Annotated in this window: 17 protein-coding genes; 5 read left to right on the top strand and 12 right to left on the bottom strand. The window is 67.8% G+C overall.

Features of this window, described 5'->3' with window-relative positions; genetic code table 11:
* Position 1: 1 nt before the first annotated feature.
* The 6 genes from AC3RJ7_RS18605 to AC3RJ7_RS18580 are packed head-to-tail and all read right to left on the bottom strand — an operon-like array spanning position 2 to position 5,338.
* Positions 2-874, bottom strand: a complete 873-nt coding sequence (locus AC3RJ7_RS18605) for a sulfurtransferase (RefSeq protein WP_491457353.1) — start codon at positions 872-874, stop codon at positions 2-4.
* Positions 871-1,818 carry an ABC transporter substrate-binding protein gene (locus AC3RJ7_RS18600; RefSeq protein WP_491457352.1) on the bottom strand — a complete coding sequence of 316 codons (948 nt, stop codon included), beginning with the start codon at positions 1,816-1,818 and terminating at the stop codon, positions 871-873. Before AC3RJ7_RS18600 ends, AC3RJ7_RS18605 begins: the two co-directional genes overlap by 4 nt.
* Positions 1,815-2,399, bottom strand: coding sequence for a nucleoside/nucleotide kinase family protein (locus AC3RJ7_RS18595; protein ID WP_491457351.1), 585 nt, complete (start codon positions 2,397-2,399; stop codon positions 1,815-1,817). Before AC3RJ7_RS18595 ends, AC3RJ7_RS18600 begins: the two co-directional genes overlap by 4 nt.
* Positions 2,386-3,156 (bottom strand): energy-coupling factor transporter transmembrane component T family protein, encoded by a 771-nt coding sequence (locus tag AC3RJ7_RS18590; RefSeq protein ID WP_491457350.1) that lies wholly within the window; start codon positions 3,154-3,156, stop codon positions 2,386-2,388. The genes AC3RJ7_RS18595 and AC3RJ7_RS18590 overlap by 14 nt, the downstream gene beginning before the upstream one ends.
* A complete protein-coding gene (locus tag AC3RJ7_RS18585; protein ID WP_491457349.1) occupies positions 3,156-4,664 on the bottom strand; it encodes an ABC transporter ATP-binding protein in 1,509 nt (502 codons plus the stop codon). Before AC3RJ7_RS18585 ends, AC3RJ7_RS18590 begins: the two co-directional genes overlap by 1 nt.
* Positions 4,661-5,338, bottom strand: a complete 678-nt coding sequence (locus tag AC3RJ7_RS18580; protein WP_491457348.1) for an ECF transporter S component — start codon at positions 5,336-5,338, stop codon at positions 4,661-4,663. The genes AC3RJ7_RS18585 and AC3RJ7_RS18580 overlap by 4 nt, the downstream gene beginning before the upstream one ends.
* A gap of 145 nt (positions 5,339-5,483) precedes the next feature.
* On the opposite strand from AC3RJ7_RS18580, the gene AC3RJ7_RS18575 reads away from it, so the two are divergent.
* From AC3RJ7_RS18575 to AC3RJ7_RS18565, 3 genes are all read left to right on the top strand, one after another.
* On the top strand, positions 5,484-6,116 hold the full coding sequence (locus tag AC3RJ7_RS18575; RefSeq protein ID WP_491457347.1) for a GntR family transcriptional regulator: 633 nt from the start codon (positions 5,484-5,486) through the stop codon (positions 6,114-6,116).
* Positions 6,100-6,627 (top strand): PHB depolymerase family esterase, encoded by a 528-nt coding sequence (locus tag AC3RJ7_RS18570; RefSeq protein ID WP_491457346.1) that lies wholly within the window; start codon positions 6,100-6,102, stop codon positions 6,625-6,627. Before AC3RJ7_RS18575 ends, AC3RJ7_RS18570 begins: the two co-directional genes overlap by 17 nt.
* A gap of 575 nt (positions 6,628-7,202) precedes the next feature.
* A complete protein-coding gene (locus AC3RJ7_RS18565; RefSeq protein ID WP_491457345.1) occupies positions 7,203-8,267 on the top strand; it encodes an endonuclease/exonuclease/phosphatase family protein in 1,065 nt (354 codons plus the stop codon).
* A 63-nt stretch (positions 8,268-8,330) separates the two neighbouring features.
* Here the strand turns inward: AC3RJ7_RS18565 and AC3RJ7_RS18560 are convergent, their stop codons facing one another.
* The 6 genes from AC3RJ7_RS18560 to AC3RJ7_RS18535 all read right to left on the bottom strand — a co-directional run bounded on the left by AC3RJ7_RS18560 (position 8,331) and on the right by AC3RJ7_RS18535 (position 15,546).
* Positions 8,331-9,632, bottom strand: a complete 1,302-nt coding sequence (locus AC3RJ7_RS18560) for an ABC transporter permease (RefSeq protein WP_491457344.1) — start codon at positions 9,630-9,632, stop codon at positions 8,331-8,333.
* Complete coding sequence (locus tag AC3RJ7_RS18555; RefSeq protein ID WP_491457368.1) at positions 9,629-10,348, bottom strand: ABC transporter ATP-binding protein; 720 nt, start codon at positions 10,346-10,348, stop codon at positions 9,629-9,631. The genes AC3RJ7_RS18560 and AC3RJ7_RS18555 overlap by 4 nt, the downstream gene beginning before the upstream one ends.
* Complete coding sequence (locus AC3RJ7_RS18550; protein ID WP_491457343.1) at positions 10,348-12,030, bottom strand: MDR family MFS transporter; 1,683 nt, start codon at positions 12,028-12,030, stop codon at positions 10,348-10,350. Before AC3RJ7_RS18550 ends, AC3RJ7_RS18555 begins: the two co-directional genes overlap by 1 nt.
* Before the next feature lie 98 nt (positions 12,031-12,128).
* Positions 12,129-12,788, bottom strand: coding sequence for a response regulator (locus tag AC3RJ7_RS18545; RefSeq protein ID WP_491457342.1), 660 nt, complete (start codon positions 12,786-12,788; stop codon positions 12,129-12,131).
* On the bottom strand, positions 12,785-13,993 hold the full coding sequence (locus AC3RJ7_RS18540) for a sensor histidine kinase (protein WP_491457341.1): 1,209 nt from the start codon (positions 13,991-13,993) through the stop codon (positions 12,785-12,787). The genes AC3RJ7_RS18545 and AC3RJ7_RS18540 overlap by 4 nt, the downstream gene beginning before the upstream one ends.
* A 122-nt stretch (positions 13,994-14,115) precedes the next feature.
* Complete coding sequence (locus tag AC3RJ7_RS18535) at positions 14,116-15,546, bottom strand: PucR family transcriptional regulator (protein ID WP_491457340.1); 1,431 nt, start codon at positions 15,544-15,546, stop codon at positions 14,116-14,118.
* Positions 15,547-15,676: 130 nt separating this feature from the next.
* Here AC3RJ7_RS18535 and AC3RJ7_RS18530 point away from each other — a divergent pair, with 130 nt between their 5' ends.
* The gene (locus AC3RJ7_RS18530) at positions 15,677-16,915 is read left to right on the top strand and encodes an ABC transporter ATP-binding protein (RefSeq protein WP_491457339.1); all 1,239 of its coding nucleotides are present in this window, start codon (positions 15,677-15,679) and stop codon (positions 16,913-16,915) included.
* A 27-nt stretch (positions 16,916-16,942) separates the two neighbouring features.
* A partial coding sequence (locus AC3RJ7_RS18525) for a polyamine ABC transporter substrate-binding protein (protein WP_491457338.1) occupies positions 16,943-17,693 on the top strand: 751 nt, incomplete at its 3' end.

The following is a 17,693-nucleotide window of genomic DNA, read 5'->3' as shown; positions in this document are numbered from 1 at the left end:
GTCAGACGTTCGCCGTGACTGCCAACGGTAGCGACGGATCGGCGCTCCACTCCTCGAGGGACCCGTCGTAGACTCGAACGCGGCGAACGCCGGCATGTGCGAGAGCGAGCGCGTTGGCGGTCGCGGAGATGCCGCCGCCGCAGTAGAGCACGACTTCCCGGTCGAGATCGACACCAACTTCCAGGTAACGTGCCCTGATTTCGCCGGGCGGCAAGAGGCGGCCGTCGTCGCCTGATAGAGCCCGTGCTGGGACGTTCGTGCTGCCCGGTATGTGCCCGCGTCGCGAATAGCGGGTCGGCACGGTTCCATGGAACGCATCCTCTGGCAAGCCGCAGACCAGGTTGCCGCAACCGACGAGCAGCTCGACCTCGGACCGGTCCACCCAGGCTTCGCGCTTCGTCGTCACCCGCCACAAAGCTCGCGGCGTTGCGACGGGAGCATCGTCACCGGTCGCCGTCGGGAGCCCGGCATCGCGCCAGGCCGCGATGCCGCCGTCGAGCACGCGGACATCGATGCCGATCCAGTCGAGCAGGTACCAGACGCGGGCGGCCCACAGCCCGCCGACCGTGTCGTATGCGACGACGGAGGTGTCCGGACCAATTCCTGCGGCGGCGAGGCTCGAGGCCAGGACGTCCGCCTCCGGGTGATGATCGTGCTGCGTCGGATGTGGCACGGACAGGTCGGTGTCGACGGCGATGTGCCGAGAACCCGGGATGTGGGCGTCCAACCAGCGGCCACGGCCGCTTTCCGCGACGAAGTCGCCGTCGTGACGCGGACGTCTGAGCACCAGTGTCGCGTCGAGCACGGTCACCGGCCGGCCGGCCGACAGCTCGGCGGCAAGATCTCCGGCCGTGATGAGCGGGCCGGCGTTCACCGCTCGACCCCGACGAGCCCGTCGGAGACCGGTGCGGATCGGCGCCCCGACGCATCGATCGCGCTGGCCCAGCATGACGAATCCGAGATGACTCCCACCCGCTCGAGCCACGCTGCATAGTCCTGCATCGCCTCGGGTCTGATGTCGCCCCAGCGATCCGCCTCGAACCAGGTGGGTGCGATGAGCTCGAGCGACTTGGCGAGCACCCGGCGATCGAAGTACGGGGTCACGGTCTCGAGCAGGTCGACCGTTGCGGCTTGATCGGCAGCCGCCCGGCGGAACCCTCGCTCCGTGGCGTCGAGGAACCGCGCGCGCAAGTCGGGGTCGAGGCCGGCGAACGAAACGCCGCCCCCCAGGAGGTAGCTGTGGTACCGGATTCCGAGCTCATCGTCGACCCGCCACACACGTTCAGGTCGGTCGGGCCGCTCTGTGAGCAGGACGTCCCAGGCCCAGTACGAACCGAACGTGGCATCGGCGATGCCGGCCTCGAGGTCGTCGGCGGTGAGTTCTCGCGTACCGACGTCTAGGAGCTCCACCTCGTCGGGGTCCCCGCCGGCCGCGGTGACCAGTTCGCGCACGATGGCGATCCCTCGGGGCGTCGGGTTCAGAGCGAGCCGGCGCCCTTCGAGATCGGCGAGCGAGCGGATGCCGCTGCTCTCGAGCGTTCGGACCGTCTCGAGGCCGCGCTGGTTCACGGCGGCGATGGCCGACAGAAGCTGCCCCCGCTCGCGGCGCGCCAGGAGTCGGTTCGTCGGGAACACCGCCAGATCGGCGACGCCTCGAGCAAGGTGCTCGAGGCTGTCGCCGATCCCGGGATCGCCGGTCCGAATCTCGAGCTCGATGCCTGCTTCCTCGTAGAAGCCGGCGGTACGTGCGGCATAGAAGCCGGCCGAGTTCGGCCAGGGGTGGAAGTACTCGAGCACGAGGCTGAGGCGGGTGGTCACGGGGTGGCTCCTGGGGGCTTCTGGATGGATGCGGGGGAGCGCCGGAGCGAAAAGCCGGCAGGAATGGGAGTGGCGAGGACATCGGCGAGGCTGGACGGGCGATATCGAGCGATGAATGTAGCCTCCTGCTCTGCCCAGCGGCGCCAGTACGGAACGTAGACCTCACCGTCTCTGGCCAGCGCCCGAGAGCGCCGGACGTCGTCGTCGGCCTCGACCCAGACGGCGAGTGTCGCGAGGCGCCGAGTCGCAGCTGTGAGGGAGCCGACCCCCTCGAGGATCAGTGGAAGCTCGCCGGGCACCTCGTGCCAGCCGGCGGGCTCGCCGGCGTTCCAGTCCCACTGGCGCCATCGGGCGGCCAGCCCGATGGCCCGGGGGCGCAGGAGGTTCCGGCGCACGTGGTCGCTTGCCCAGTCGAGCCCGTCCCAGCCGGGATAGATGTCGTCGAGGCGCACGATGTGCGCCTCCGGCCGAAGCGCACCGAGCTGCGTGGCGAGGGTGCTCTTGCCGGCGCCGGAGCGGCCGTCGATCAGCACGGTTGCGCGCGGGCCGTCGAGTGCCTGTGCGAGGTCAGTGAGCTCCAATGAAGTTCCATGCTCCCGTGCTCACGGCGAAAGCGACAGACACCAGGCCGATGGCGAGGCACAGCGCGATGAGCACATAGTCGGATCCGCGCATGACGGAAGGCCTCGCCCAAGTGCGAGTCGCACGGGCGCCGAACCCGCGAGCCTCCATCGCGGTCGCGAGCTTGGCACCGCGTCGTACGGCGAAGACGAGCAGTGCGAACGCCTGGCCCGCGGTCCGACGAACGCGTCCGTGGTCGGCCACGCCGCGAGCACGTCGCGCGTAGCCGAGATAAGCCCAGTCGTGCCGCAGCAGGCCGACAAGGCGGAATCCGGCCAGGGCGCCGATCACGAAGCGCGACGGAAGCCGCAGGATCTGCGCGAGCCCGTCAGCGAGGTCGGTTGGATCCATGTCGGTGAAGAACAGCACCGAGGGTAGGCCGATCGCGAGGACGCGCAGCACGGTCGCGGCCGCGAGCTCGATCGAGCCGTCGCTGACGGTGACGAGCAACGCCTCGACGTGCACCCGGCCGCTCGGCTGGCCGTAGAGGAGGATCGTGAGGCCGGTGAGGAGTGCGGCCACCACGATGGGCAGGCTGCGTCGGACGATTCGGACGACCGGGACCCCCGATTGCAGGAAGAGCAGGGACTCGAGTACCAGCGCGGTGAGGGCGGACACCCAGTCGACGCTGAAGACGAGCGCGATCGCGATGGCGAGCGCGCCGAGCAGCCGTGCCACCGGATTCGCGTGTGGAATATCGAGGCGGAATGAGTTCATCAGGCCGCCTCGACTTGTGGGTGTGCCTCGGAAGGGGTATCCCCACGCCACGCTGCGAGTTCGATGCGATCGTCGGCGAGCATTTCGATGAACAGTTCATCGTGGGTCACCGCGACGACCGCGGTGCCGCCGTCGACGATCTCCGCGATGAGTCGGACGAGTTCCTCCCACGTGCGGCGGTCTTGGCCGAAGGTGGGTTCGTCGAGGATCACCAGCTCGGGGCGACTCGCGAGGACCGTGCCCACCGAGAGGCGGCGCTTCTCACCACCCGACAGGGTGAAGGGGTTGACGTCAGCAAGATGGTCGAGTCGCAGCCTGACCAGCAGTTCATCAGTGCGTCGCGCGATCTCGTCGGCTGGGAGCCCGAGCGCGCGAGGCCCGACTGCCAGCTCATCGCGCACGCTCGTGGCGAGGAACTGATGCTCGGGATCCTGGAAGACGCTGCCGATGCGCGTGAGCAGTTCGCGCGACCGCCAGCGGATCGGCTCCGTGCGGCGGGCGTCGGGCGCGAACCCGGGCGATCCGATCAGTGAACCTGAGATCGGCGCGCGCAGCCCACCGAGGGCGAGGGCGAGCGTGGACTTGCCGGCTCCGTTCGGTCCCGTGATCGCAACGACCTTTCCGCGCGAGACCGAGAAGTCGTGTTGCACCGGTGTGCCGGTCGCATCGGGAGCGGCGGTCACGAGCGCCGCGGCGGTGAGGAGTGCGCCTTCTGCGGAGTTGCGGTGACGCTCGAGCACTGGTGCGGACGCGTCCGGTACCCAGACGCCGGCTTCGAGTAGACGCTGCCGCTCGGCTGCGATGACCGTGTCGGGCGGGCCGTCGGCGGCGAGACGGCCGTCGGCGCCGAGCACGACGACGCGGTCCACCACGGGAAGCCAGACCTCGGTGCGGTGTTCGATGACGACGAGCGTCGCTCCCGTCGAGCCGGCGACTTCGGCAACGGCGTCCCGGACCTCGCGCACCCCGGCCGGGTCGAGGTTCGCGGTCGGCTCGTCGAGGAGGATGAGGCCCGGGTGCATCGCGATCACGCCGGCGAGAGCGAGCCGTTGCTTCTGGCCGCCCGAGAGATACGCGCTTTCGGTGTCGACGGCGGAGCGCAGTCCGACAGCATCCAAGGCGTGTCGAACCCGAGCCCAGATTCCCTCGCGAGGCACCAGCAAGTTCTCGAGCCCGAACGCCACATCGTCGCCGATCCGCGAGAGGATCACCTGCGAATCGGGATCCTGCAGGACCATTCCGATGCGATCGCGCCGGTCGTCCGGACGGCCACCGTCGACCGTGAGACGACCTCGCGCTGAACCCTCGTCGGCGCCGCCGAGCACGCCGCCGAGCGCGTGCAGCAGGGTCGACTTGCCGGCACCTGATGGGCCGAGCAGCAGCACTCGCTCGCCGGGCTCGACGACGAGATCGAGATCTCGTACTGCCCAGCTCTCGCGCCCCACGTGCTGCCAGCCCCAGCCTTCGATGTCGATCCGGGCGCCGGGAACGGTGTTCGACACGGTCATCGTGCGGCTGCGGCATCGGCCGCGCTGGTCCGCGCTCCGCCGCTGCGGGCGCGTGCTTCACGGCCGGCCGCGAAACGGTTCAGAGCGCCAGTGGAAGCGAGGCCGCGTACGGCCAGCCACGAGAGCAGACCGGCGAGCACTGCACCCGAGACGACAGCGGCGACGATGTAGATCCAGCTGAACGCGGTGGAGGACCCCGGGTACCAGAGGATGAGGTCGTTGACTGCGAGCATCAGGCCGCTTGCGGCGCCCGCGAGCAGCGCGACCGGCAGGCTCCACCGGCGGTAGAGGAAGAGCGCGAACACGAGCTCGGCGCCGAGCCCCTGCACGAGTCCAGACTCCAGTGTGAGGACGCCCCACTGGTTTCCGACGAGTGCCGAGACCACCGCGGCGACGAGTTCGCCGAAGAGCGCCGCTCCGGGCTTACGCACGACGAGCGCGGTGAGCACCCCCGCGAACAGCCAGCCGCCGCCCACGACCGCCTGCAGTCCGGGTACCACGGCACCCAACGGGGCGCTGATCGGGTTCGACGCGATGTTCCACAGGACGAACACGAGGCCGGATGCCACGGCCAGCACGCTCGCGACGACGACGTCGATGACTCGCCACCGAAGGCGCGAGCCGACCGCGGGCTCGACGGCGGTCGTGGTTTCGTTCGTGCTCGAACGGGTCATGGGAGGTGCTCCTTCAAAGGCGCCGGCGCGAGCCGGGAGGTCGTGCACGCAAGTATTGACGAGGGCGTCGATCGGTGCACGTTTGTGTCGGCGCATGTAGATTGTGTATACAGTCGCAAGGCAGACGTACACGGAGGGTGACACAATGGAACGGGCATCGCTTTACGTGCGATTGCGAACCGACCTCGTGAACGGCACCTTCGCCGCCGACTCGCTCCTCGTCGAGGGTCGACTCGCGACCCTGTACGGGGTGTCGCGCACGCCAGTTCGCGAGGCGCTCGCGCGCCTCGAGCAGGAAGGACTGATCGTGCGTGCGGTGCGCGGCTTCCAGGTGAACTCCGGAACTCCGCAGGACGTAATCGAGATCTACGAAGTGCGGAACGTGCTCGAGCAGACGGCGGCCGCCGCGGCCGCGGTCGGTCGTACCGAACTTCAGCTCGCGGAGTTGACGCAGCTGCACCGCGAGGCCGAGGCGACAAGCGACCCAGCGATCGCCCGAGCGCGGAACTCGGCTTGGCACGAACTGCTCTGGGGTGCATCGCAGAACACCACGCTCGAGTCGACGTTGCGCGGGCTCGTCGCCCGGCTGCGCATCTTCGACCGCGAGTCGGATCATCGCGACGATCTCGCCGAGGCGCTCGCCGAGCACTCGATGGTGCTCGCCGCGATCCGAGACCGCGATGTCGAGGCTGCCAGGGCAGCCATGGCCGCCCACCTCGATCGCACCAAGGGAGAGCGCCTGGAGACCTTCGCGCGGCGTCGTGTCGGCGGTGCGTGATCGCGGGCTGCTGGGACTGCTTCCAGGTGAACCACAGTTCGACGACAACATCGTCTCGCTCGCCCGGACTCTCACCTCGCGGGCGGGGTTCGGAATCGACGACGCCCAGGTATACATCTCAGGGCTCTCCTCCGGAGGTGGCGAGGCGATGGTGATGGGATGTCTCTTCCCCGACGTCTTCGCCGGTGTCGGGATCAACGTCCGCCCGACCGTGGGTACGAGCTCGAGCCAGATCGGTTCCGTCGCCACGAGCCAAAGCGCAGCGACCACCTGCAAGAGCTTCGCCGGAGCGAACACCTCGGCCGGTCGCGCCCGCATACAACGCTTTGAACGGTCAGGTCATGGCCGGTATGGTTCGAACACGCAAGGCAGCGGCACACTGTACAGCGATGCCGACGGCCCCAGGGTCTCGGTGATCCAGAACACCGGCCTCGGCCACGACTGGCCGGCGGGAGCTGAACGACTGGTTCGTACAACTCGGCGAACGGCATCGACTACCCGGCGTACGTGACGCGGTTCTTCTTCGACAGCAACCGTCGCGCGGACCGGTCGTCCACGCCGACGCCGAGCCTTACTCCCACGCCGAGCCCGACCTCGACGCCCACGCCGAACGCTACCCCGGGTTGCATCACCGCACCGAACGCCGAGCATCGGACCGCCGGCCGCGCGATCAGCTACGGTGCCGACCCGTAAAACCCGTTCTATGCGATCGGCTCATTCGGCCATATGGGACAGGGGGATTCGACGGTGTCATCGCTGGCTCAGCGATCGGCCGCTGAGTGGGTCGTGGTCGCAACTCGCGGCTGAGGACCGTCTGAGCGCGAGAAGGGTGGGTGTGGAGGCATCCACCCTTCGTCGGTATCGGGATTTGGAGCGCTTGGACCAGTATTCGACGTGGTCTGTTCATGTGATGTTGTGGTCTAAGTACTGGACTGTGTGGTCTCTTCCTCGATACTCTGGGCCGCGAAATCCGGCAGAGCCGCTCTGGCTCACATGGTCGGGGTTGCAGGGAGGCGCACCCAGCGCCTCCGCGAACTGAATGAGGAGACAATGCTCAGACGTCGAGAAGTACTCGGACTACTCGGGGTGACGGTCGGTGCCGGCGTGTTGGGTGCCACGCCCGCGCAGGCTGCGGAAGGAGCGGTCCGAGGGGGCCTCGGCGCATCGCCGCACCGATCACTGCGTGTGCTGCAGTTCAACACGTGGCTCGGAGGCACCGAGGTACCCGGCGGGCGGAACGGCATCGTCGACACGATCGCGAACGTGAAGCCCGATGTCGTCACGCTCAGCGAGTCCGACCCAGAACTCGTGCGGGGGATCATCGCCGACCTCGCATCCCGCGGCCTGACCTATTCGGACAACGGCAGCCCGGGCGACCCGTCGGTGATCTCGCGCTACCCGATCATCGAGAGCGCGCAATTCCCGTTCTGGTCGAAAGCGGTTATCTCGGTCGGTGGCGCTGAGGTCGCGGTGTACTCGGGACACCTGGAGTACCGCTATTACGCGAACTACCTGCCGCGCGGCTACGGTGGCGGCACCCCCGAACCCCTCGAGACCTCGGAGTACGGCTGGGACGAGATCCCGACCGGGCCGATCACGGACCTGGCGTTGATCGAACGCATCAACGCCGCCTCGGGGCGCACGGAAGTCACTAGGACCGTGCTCGTCGATGCCGCGCGGGAGCGCCGCAAGGGTCGGCTCACCGTGCTCGGTGGTGATTTCAATGAACCCTCGCACCGGGACTGGACCCGACGCACGCGGAACCTCTTCGATCACCACGGCGTCGTGACCGAGTGGTCCACGACCAAGTCGATCGAGGACGCCGGTTTCCGGGACAGCTATCGCGAGATCTTCCCCGATCCGGTCCGGTCGCCCGGCTTCACGTGGCCGAGCGACAACCTCGGGACCGATCCGAGCAAGCTTACCTGGACGCCTAAGGCCGACGAACGCGATCGGATCGACTTCATCTTCTACTTCCCCGACCGGCGGATCCACCTGAGGGACTCCGTGATCGTAGGTCCCTCGTCGTCGATCGTGCGCAGTCAGCGCGTCGAGGAGTCCGGGCGAGACGTGTTCTGGGAGCCGTCCTGGGTGTGGCCGACCGACCACAAGGGTGTACTGAGCACCTTCCGGATCACGCCGCGAGGCTGACCGCAACCGGTAGTCCACACCTACGTCGGGCGCCCGGGGTCTCGGGCGCCCGACATCGCAGTCCTATTCGTAACGAAGTGAGTCCACGGGGTCGGCCCGCGCGGCTCGAGCCGCCGGAAGCGTGCCGGCGAGGAACGCGATGCCCATGACGAGCAGGATGATCCCGATGATCGACGTGGGGTCGACTGCGATCAGCGTCAGCCCCGGGAGGTTGGCCAGCAGCGAGTCGGCGAGCACGGCGCTGAGGGCGGTGCCGGCGCCCATCGCGACGAGCACGCCGATCGCACTGCCGAGGAAGCCGATGAACGCGGCCTCGAGGCTGAACAGGCCGAAGACCTTGCCACTGCCCATCCCCATCGCCTTCATGAGTCCGATCTCGCGCGTTCGTTCCTGGACGGACATGTACAGCGTGTTCACGATCCCGAAGGCGGCAGCGAGGAGGGCGATGATCGCGAACGCGTTCAGCACGAGGACGATGCCGTCGATCACGCTCGTGATCATGCCGAGCTGGTCCGCGACGGTCGTTCCCGTGAACCCTTCTACCGCGAGGCGCTCCTTCAGCGCGTCGATCTGCTCTGCGTCGGCGCCGGGATCGAACCAGACCGTCGCCTGCGAATACCGATCGGCCTCGTCCTCGGGCAAGCCTGTCGATTGCGCGTCGAAGAGCGCGTCGTTCAGCGCCGCGTTCGTCAGCAGGCTTGAGCCCGTGGGCGAGGCGAGAGCTTCTTCGGTCACACCGACGACCGTCGCCTCGATGAGATGCTCACTGCGGAGCGCGTCGGTGATGCCGATAGTCACCGTCTGGCCGAGGGCCGCTTCGTCGCTGGCGAACCCGAGCGGTTCGATATATGCCAGCGGGAGCGCGACCTGGAGGTCTGCACGGTCGTCGTCGGGTTGATCGCCCTCGGTGAGGAGGGTCGTCTGACCTGCGACGAGGCTCCCGACGGAGGCGACATACTTCGTCCCGTCGGCGAACTGCACGAAGTCCGGCGTGAGGTTGCGCTGTGCGTCCACGCTCACGACGCCTTCGATGCCGGCGATCGTCGTGATGTCGTCGGTGGTGAGTGCGGTGACAGTCGTTCCGGGGATTCCTGTTGCGACGGCATCCGGATCATACTTCGTGGGGCCGTCGTCTCCAGCGAACGGGTCGCCGGCGCTCTCGTTGGCCTTCGTGACGGTCATCGCGTCGGAGGCGCCGACTCCGGAGACGGTGTCGGCGATGTATGCGTTGATGCCGGTGCCGAGACCGCTCGTGATGCTCAGTGTGAATGCGCCGATGAAGATCGAAAGGATCGTCAGCAGCGTCCGGGTCTTGGATCGGAACGTGTTGGTGATCGCTGACGCGATCAGGTCCGGCGTTTTCATGCGGCGGCCTCCGCCGTGTCGTCGATCAACTGCCCGTCGGTGATTAGGAGGCGGCGGTCGCAGCGCGCGGCGAGGTCGTCATCGTGGGTGACGACGATGAGGGTGATGCCGTGCTCGCGGTTGAGGTCGAACAAGATGTCCTCGACCACCGCGCCGGTCTTTGAGTCGAGGTTGCCCGTCGGTTCGTCGGCGAAGATGATCCGCGGGTTGGTGACGAGAGCACGGGCGATGACGACGCGCTGCTTCTGGCCGCCGGAGAGATCAACCGCCTTGTTCTTGGCCTTGTCGGCCAAGCCGAGTTCATCCAAGACGGCAAGGCCGCGCCGTCGGCGTTCGGGTGCGCCGACCCCGGCGATCTTGAGCGGGAGTGTGACGTTGTCGAGCACCGAGCTGTTCGGCACGAGGAAGAACTGCTGGAAGACGAATCCGAACGTCTTGTTCCGGGTGCGGTTCAGACGCTGACCCTTCAGGGTTCGTGTGTCGACGCCCGCCAGCTCGATCGTGCCGGAGGTCGGTGCGTCGAGCAGGGCGAGCGTGTGCATGAGGGTGGACTTGCCAGAGCCGCTCTTGCCGAGGATCGCAATGGATTCACCCTCCTGGATCTCGAAGCCGACCCCCTTCAAGGCCTCGAACCGGGTCTGGCCTCGCCCGTACGTCTTGTGCACGTCGACGGCCCGGATCAGTGGGGCCTTCGTGCGCGTTGCGTCGGCGGTCATCACGTTCGCTCCTGTCGGTCGGCGTCGGCGTTCATGCTGCCGGCGAGATTCTGTGTGGACTTTTCGAGAACGCGTGCGGCCGCCTCGACCCCGGCGACCGGGGCACTCGACAATGACGCGGCCGCTCCCAGCTCATCCTGTTGCCCGTCCGCCGTGGCCTCGATCGTCGATCGGAAGGGTACTTCTTTGATGAAGAGGACGACGATCAGGCCGAGTACGACAAGGGGGATGAGCATTGCGAATACCGGCGTCAGGGCGTCGTTGTATGCCCCGACGATCAGGTCGCGGATCGGATCGGGCAGTTCGTTCACGGCGGCGGGCGTGAACGAGTTCAGATCCCCGGCACCACCGGCCGGCGCTCTCTCACTGAGAAGGTCGGTGAGGCGCGAGGTGAACAAGGCGCCGACGAGCGCTGCGCCGAGTGAAGCGCCGATCTCGCGGAAGAAGTTGTTCGCAGCGGTGGCGGTGCCGACCTGGCTGTCCGGGAACGAGTTCTGCACCACGAGAACGAGGATCTGCATCGCCAGCCCGACACCCGCTCCAAGCAGGAACAGGTAGCAGAGCAGAAGCCAGAGAGGAGTGGTCACGGTGAGCGTCGACATCAGCGCGAGTGCGACCCCGATGACGCCCATGCTCGCGATCGGCATCCACTTGTAGCGGCCGGTCCTGGCGGCGAGCTGTCCGGTGAGGATCGCCGTGGTCATGAGCCCGACCACCATCGCCACCATGAGCAGGCCGGACTCGGTGGCATTGACCCCTGTGACCATCTGGAGGTAGGTCGGCAGGTAGGCGAGGGTGCCGAACATGGCGATGCCGATGATGAGCCCGGCGATGGTCGCCAGGACGAAGTTGCGGCTCTTGAAGAGTCGGAGCGGGATGAGCGGCTCTGTGGCGTTGTGCTCGGCGAAGACGAATGCCCCGCTGAAGACTGCGGCCACGACGATGAGCGCCAGGATGGTGGGCGAGCTCCAGTCGTACTCGACTCCGCCCCACGAAGCGATGAGGATGATCGAGGTGACGGCGATCGCCATCGTGATCGTGCCCCAGACATCGAACCGCACTTTCGCGTCATGGCGCGGCAGACGGAGGTAGACGGCGGCGAGCACGATTGCGGCGAGGCCGAGGGGGATATTGATCCAGAACGCCCAGCGCCACCCGACACCTTCGGTGAACCATCCGCCCAGGAGGGGACCGGCGACGCTGGAGATGCCGAACACCGCACCCATGAAGCCCATGTACTTCGATCGTTCGCGAACCGGGACGACGTCGGCGATGATGGCCTGCGCGAGGATCATGAGGCCGCCTCCTCCGATGCCCTGGACCGCGCGGGCGATGATCAGCCAGGTCATGTCGGGAGCGAGTCCGCCGATCACCGAGCCGACGACGAAGATCGCCAGGGCGCCGATGAACAAGCCCTTGCGGCCGATGAGGTCGCCGAGTTTTCCGTAGATCGGCATCATGATGGTCGCGGTGACGAGGTAGGCCGTGGTCACCCACAGCATGTGGTTCACGCCGTCGAGCTCGCCCACGATCGTGGGCAGGGCGGTCGAGAAGATCGTCTGATCAAGGGAGGACAGGAGCATGGCGACGAGCAGCCCTGCGAAGACCGCGCCGATGTGGCGCTTGCCCGACGCCGCGGTGGCGCCGTCGGCAGGGGCGAGAGTACTGGAACGGGTCACCATTCGATGCTCGCCAGTCGAGATTGCGAGCGCGTCCCCTCAGCGCGGACTGTCGTGTACCGCGCTCGCGGTAATCCGCAGGCGGCTCGCGGATGACGCCGTCAAGTCCCGGGAGTGAGCAGACCCGACTCGTACGCGATGATCACAAGCTGCGCGCGATCATGGGCGAGAAGTTTCGACATGATGCGGTTGACATGCGTCTTGGCGGTGTGCGGAGAGATGAACAGTCCACCGGCGATGTCTTGATTCGACTGGCCCTTGGCCACCAGCAGCAGGACTTCGCGCTCGCGGTCGGTGAGCTGGTCGAGTGCCGGATGCTGCTGCAGCACGACTTCGGGCTTGAGGTGGCGGGCGATGAGCGCTTTGGTGGCCGCGGGGGACAGCAAGGCATCGCCGGCGTGGATCGCGCGCACTGCGCGCACGAGCTCGTCGGGTTCGGCGCCCTTCCCGATGAAGCCGCTCGCTCCCGCCCTGAGTGCCGCGACGACGTACTCGTCCTCCTCGAACGTCGTGAGGATCAGCACACGCGTCGCAACGAGGCGCTCGTCATTGGTGATGGCCGCCGACGATGCGATTCCATCGAGCGACGGCATTCGGATGTCCATCAGGACGACATCGGGCCGCAGTTCGTTGCTCTTCGTCACGGCTTCGTTGCCGTCGGCCGCCTCGCCGACCACCGTGATGTCGGGCTCGTCGCTGAGGATGTCGACGACGGCCTGGCGGATGAGGGTTTGGTCATCGACGACGAGCACCCGGATCACTGGCGATCCTCCTCTTCCAAGGGGAGTCGTGCGGCGAGTCGCCAGCCCCCCAGGCCGGCGCCGATTTCAATACTGCCGCGGACCGCGGCGACTCGCTCGCGCAATCCGATCAATCCGAGTCCCGCGCCGACGGACTCCGCATCGGCTGAAGGGCGCTGCGGCGATGCCCGATTCGTCATCGGGTTCGTGACGACGAGCTCGACGTCACGCTCTCCGGCGCGTATCAGGACATGGGCGCGATGCTCCGCACCGTGCTTGTGTGCGTTCGTCAGCGCTTCTTGCACCACCCGGTATCCGACGCTGTCGACCGTTCCTGCGACGCGGGAGAGGTCGCCTTCGATCCGGACGTTGACGTCGAGCCCGACCGCCACGAACTGCCCGATGAGTTCGTCGACCCGTGCGAGGCTCGGCTGGGGAGCCGTGCCGGTCTTCCGATCGTCTTCGGTGCGCAGGACGGCGAGCAGGTCGCCGATCTCCCCGAGCACAGTCCGCGCGGCACTCCGAATTGTCGAGAGGGCGGCGTTCGCCCGTTCGGGCTTCGACTCGATCGTCGTCGACGCGACGCCGGCGTTCAGACTGATGACGGCGATCTGGTGGGCAACGGCGTCGTGCAGGTCGCGCGCGATCTTGAGACGCTCCTCGCTCACGCGTCGCTGGGCTTCGGCTTCCCGCGTCCGCTCCGCGCGTTCGGCACGTTCTGTGATGGCACGGATGTACTGCCGCCGGGAGCGGGTGGCGTCGCCGGCCGCGGCCGCTGCCGCGACGAGGAACGCGACTTGGAACACGCGTGGTTCGAAGGGGCTGCCCATCGTCGCCGGAATGCTGACCAGTACGACCGCGACGAGCGCACACGCCATGACGATCAGACCGCTGCGGCGCGATGACCGGTTCGTCACCCCGAACATCGCGACCGCCACCGCGAGACCGACACCAGACGAGAGGACTCCGTCGAGCGCCACGACGCCGTAGAGCGCGATGCAGGCCGCGAGGACGGGGACCGGCCATCGCCTCCTGAGCGGCAAGACGAGTGCGGCGATCCCTGTCGCGGTGAGTGTCACGAGGCTGGGCATCGCATACGGCTCGCCGGGCACCGGCGCGAATGTGGCGGCGACGACCAGTGCCCCGGCGATGACGTCGCCGACCCACACCGGCAACCGTGGACGGGGATCGGAGGGATCGTGCATCTCGTCGGAGGAGGAGACCATCTCCCCAGTCTGCATGCTTCGACATGCGAGCGAATCAGTCAATCGCAGTACTCCGCGCCTGCTGATTCTTAGGGGTGGTGCGACGGGATGTGCTCACGACAACATGGCACGCCGGACGCGCTTTACACTGCCCGATTCGGGGCGGAACTTTCGGGCTCCTGGACTCCAGCCTGTCGGAATTGGCGCCAGGCCGTACGGGCGAGCCAGAGTTCGGAGAGATCCTTCGTTCGGCGAACGCTCCGCCCGGTGATCGCCTCGACCTGATTCAGACGGTAGACGAGCCCCTGCCGATGCATGCCGAGGGCAGCGGCAGTACGGTTCCAGTGGAGGTCGTTCTCGAGGAACTCGAACAGTGTCTCGCGCAGGGCGACGTAACGTGGTTCGTCTCCCGATAGTGGCCCGAGGACGGTCGCCACGATCTGGGCGGCTTCGGATCGCGAGCGGGAGACGAGGGAGACTCGCTCACCGCGGAACTCGCGCCAGTGTGAGCCTCGGCCCCGCACCTCCGCGTGTTCCGCCGTGGCCTCCGCGATGGCTCCGGATACGTCTCCGAGATCGCGATGTTCGGCTGATACACCCGACTCGGGGCAGAGCTTCTCCACGATCCTTCGCACTCCATCAATCTCGTGCGCCGGGGCGATGATGAGGATCCGTCCATCGGTATCGATCGCCGCGGTCGAGAGGCCTGCGATCGCCAGAGCCATCTGCAGTCGCAGTGGTATCGCGCAGGTAGTCGCGATCGCACGGAATGCGCCGGAGTCGCTCGCCCAGAGGCGCCGGAGCTCGGCGCGGGAGTCCCGTCGTCCTTCCAGAGCCCGCTCGAGCGCTGCGACGCCGGCGTCGATTCGCGCCATCGCCTGCTGCGTAGCCACAGTCGCGTCGACCGCGAGGATCTGCGCAAGATGAACCAGAGTGAGGCTGTCAAGCGGTGCGTCGGCATCGATCAAGAGATGCGTCGGGCGATGTGTGCGCAGTGCATAGGCCCGCGAGCCGGCAGGGCCGAGGAGACCGCGGCCGATGAGCACGCAGCCGGTCGCATCGTCGACGACCGTGAGACGAACGCCGAGTATCTCGCCGAGATCGTCCGCCGAGCGTCGCTGGTCGTGGTGCCGCAGGCCTGCGACCTGGTAGAGCTTGGCGAGTCTGAGAACCCCCATGGTCTGCCGCTCCGCGTTTGCGGCCGCGACGGTTCGCCCGATCGCTGCGAATGGGGTGTGCGGTCCGGTCGTGAGGACGGGGAAACGTCGGGCGGCCGCTTCGGCGAGCATCGCCTTCGTGAGGCGCGGGGCGAGCCCGTCATCGCCGACTGCGATGCCGGCGAGCCCCGCGTCGTCGAGCCGGGCGATGAAGTCACGCTGGCGCTGGGCACCCTTCGGGATGCAGAGGCCGATCGTCATCAACAGCTCGTGCGGTCCGAGCCACTTGTCCGGATTCGCCATCTCGCAGGAATGCGCCCACAACACAGTGCGATCGGCGCCTTCGGCACCGCTCAGCACTCGCGTGTCCAGCGTCGGATCGCTGACCAGGTCGGCGATCGTGAAAGTCGACGGCACGTTTCACCTTTCGTATGGAAAGTGGTGTGACTCTAGCAGCTCGTACAGTATGCCTCGCCCCGCGGGATTCGTAGTGTGGACGACGCGAGGCCGGATCCGGTCATCGCGACGACATCAAAGGAGATGGACGATGACGCGCACAGTCGTGCCCGGCGGAGGCCCGGGGGGCCCCGCACCCGCACCACAGGTCGCCGACCGCACGGTGACCAGCGCAGCCACGATCGAGTCCACGCCGACCACTTCCATCGGCGGTGAAGCACCCGGCACGGTCGTCGTCGACGCCGTGACGAAGCGGTACGGCGGCGCGACCGCCGTCGACGGGATGTCGCTCACGATCGAGCCGGGCGAGTTCATCTCGCTGCTGGGCCCCTCGGGCTGCGGCAAGACCACGACGCTGCGCATGATCGCCGGCTTCGAGCAGCCCGACGCCGGCGACATCCGCGTCTCCGGCCGTTCGGTGCTCGGCGTGCCGCCCTACCGCCGCGACGTGAACACGGTGTTCCAGGCCTACGCGCTCTTCCCGCACATGTCGGTCGCGGAGAACGTGGCCTACGGCATGCAGCAGCGCCGCACCCCCAAGTCCGAGGTGCGCGACCGGGTCGTCGAGGCGCTCGACCTCGTGCAGATGCGCCGCTTCGCCGACCGCAAGCCGACGCAGCTCTCGGGCGGCCAGCAGCAGCGCATCGCGCTCGCGCGCGCCCTCGTCAACCGTCCCTCCGTGCTGCTCCTCGACGAGCCGCTCGGTGCCCTCGACCGGCAGCTGCGCGAGGAGATGCAGCTCGAGCTCAAGCTCCTCCAGTCGCGACTCGGCATCACGTTCGTGTTCGTCACGCACGACCAGGGCGAGGCCCTCTCGATGAGCGACCGGATCGCGATCATGCGCGACGGCCGGATCGAGCAGCTCGCCGACGCCGACACCGTGTACGCCCGGCCCGCCTCGGCGTACGTCGCGGCCTTCGTCGGCCAGCAGAACTTCTTCCGCGGCGAGGTCGCCGACGGCGGCGCCGCCGTCGCCTCGGCCCACTCGCTCGTGCGCGGCGCGACCGCCGACCTCGCGGGCCTCGCGAACGGCCAGGCCGCGGTGCGGCCCGAGTTCGTCGAGATCGCCGCGGCGCGGCCGGATGCCTCGGCCGAGGCCAACGTCGCCCGCGGCACGCTCCTCGGGGTCTCGCACCTCGGCGAGACCATGCAGTACCTCGTGCGGCTCGGCGACGACCAGAGCCTCATCGTGCGCCGCCCCACCCCCGAGGCGCCGAACCTCACCGTCGGAGACCCCGTCGAGTGCTCGTGGCGCGCCGAGAGCGTGCTGCTGTTCCCCGCCGACGATGCGGCGAGCGCGGGCGGCTACGTCGCCCCGCCGACCGCCTGAACAACGACATCACACCAGGAGGCTCAGATGACTGACTCGATCCCCACCGTCCGCATCCTCGCGCACGAGAGCGCCGCGAAGATCATCGGCCACGAGCTCAACCGCCGCCGGTTCCTGAGCTTCGCCGCGGCCGCCGGCGCGACGGGCTTCCTCGCGGCCTGCTCGACGGGCGGCGGCACCCAGGGCGCGCCGGTCGCCACGGGCGGCCCGCTCGAGAGCGAGCTGTCCATCTACACCTGGGGCGACTACGACGACCCCGACGTGCTCGAGGCGTTCACGGCGGAGCTCGGCCCGAAGATCACGCTGTCGTCGGTCAGCTCGAACGAGGAGATGATCTCGAAGCTCGTCGCGGCCAAGGGCACCGGCGGCTTCGACATCGTCGTGCCGACCGGCATCTACATTCCGCAGATGGTCGAGAACGGCCTGCTGCAGAAGCTCAACCATGACCTGATCCCGAACCTCGAGTACATGGACCCCGCGTTCATCGGCCGCGCGTGGGACCCCAAGAACGAGTACACCATCTGCAAGGACTGGGGCACGACCGGATTTGTCTACGACAAGACCGTCATCACGCGTGAGCTCAAGGACTGGAACGACTTCCTCGACGCCGCGCAGAACGAGGCGAGCGGCAAGACCTCGCTGCTCGACGACCCGGCCTCGCAGACCGGTCTCTACTTCTGGGCGAACGGCATCGACTGGACCACGACCGACCCGGCCGAGCTCGACGCCGCCGAGGACTACCTCGTGAACACGCTCGCCCCGCACGTGTCGGCGTTCG

This window comes from Agromyces solani (genome assembly GCF_058349925.1).
Note: the sequence above shows the minus strand (reverse complement) of the source record. Positions and strands in the feature narration are given on the sequence as shown.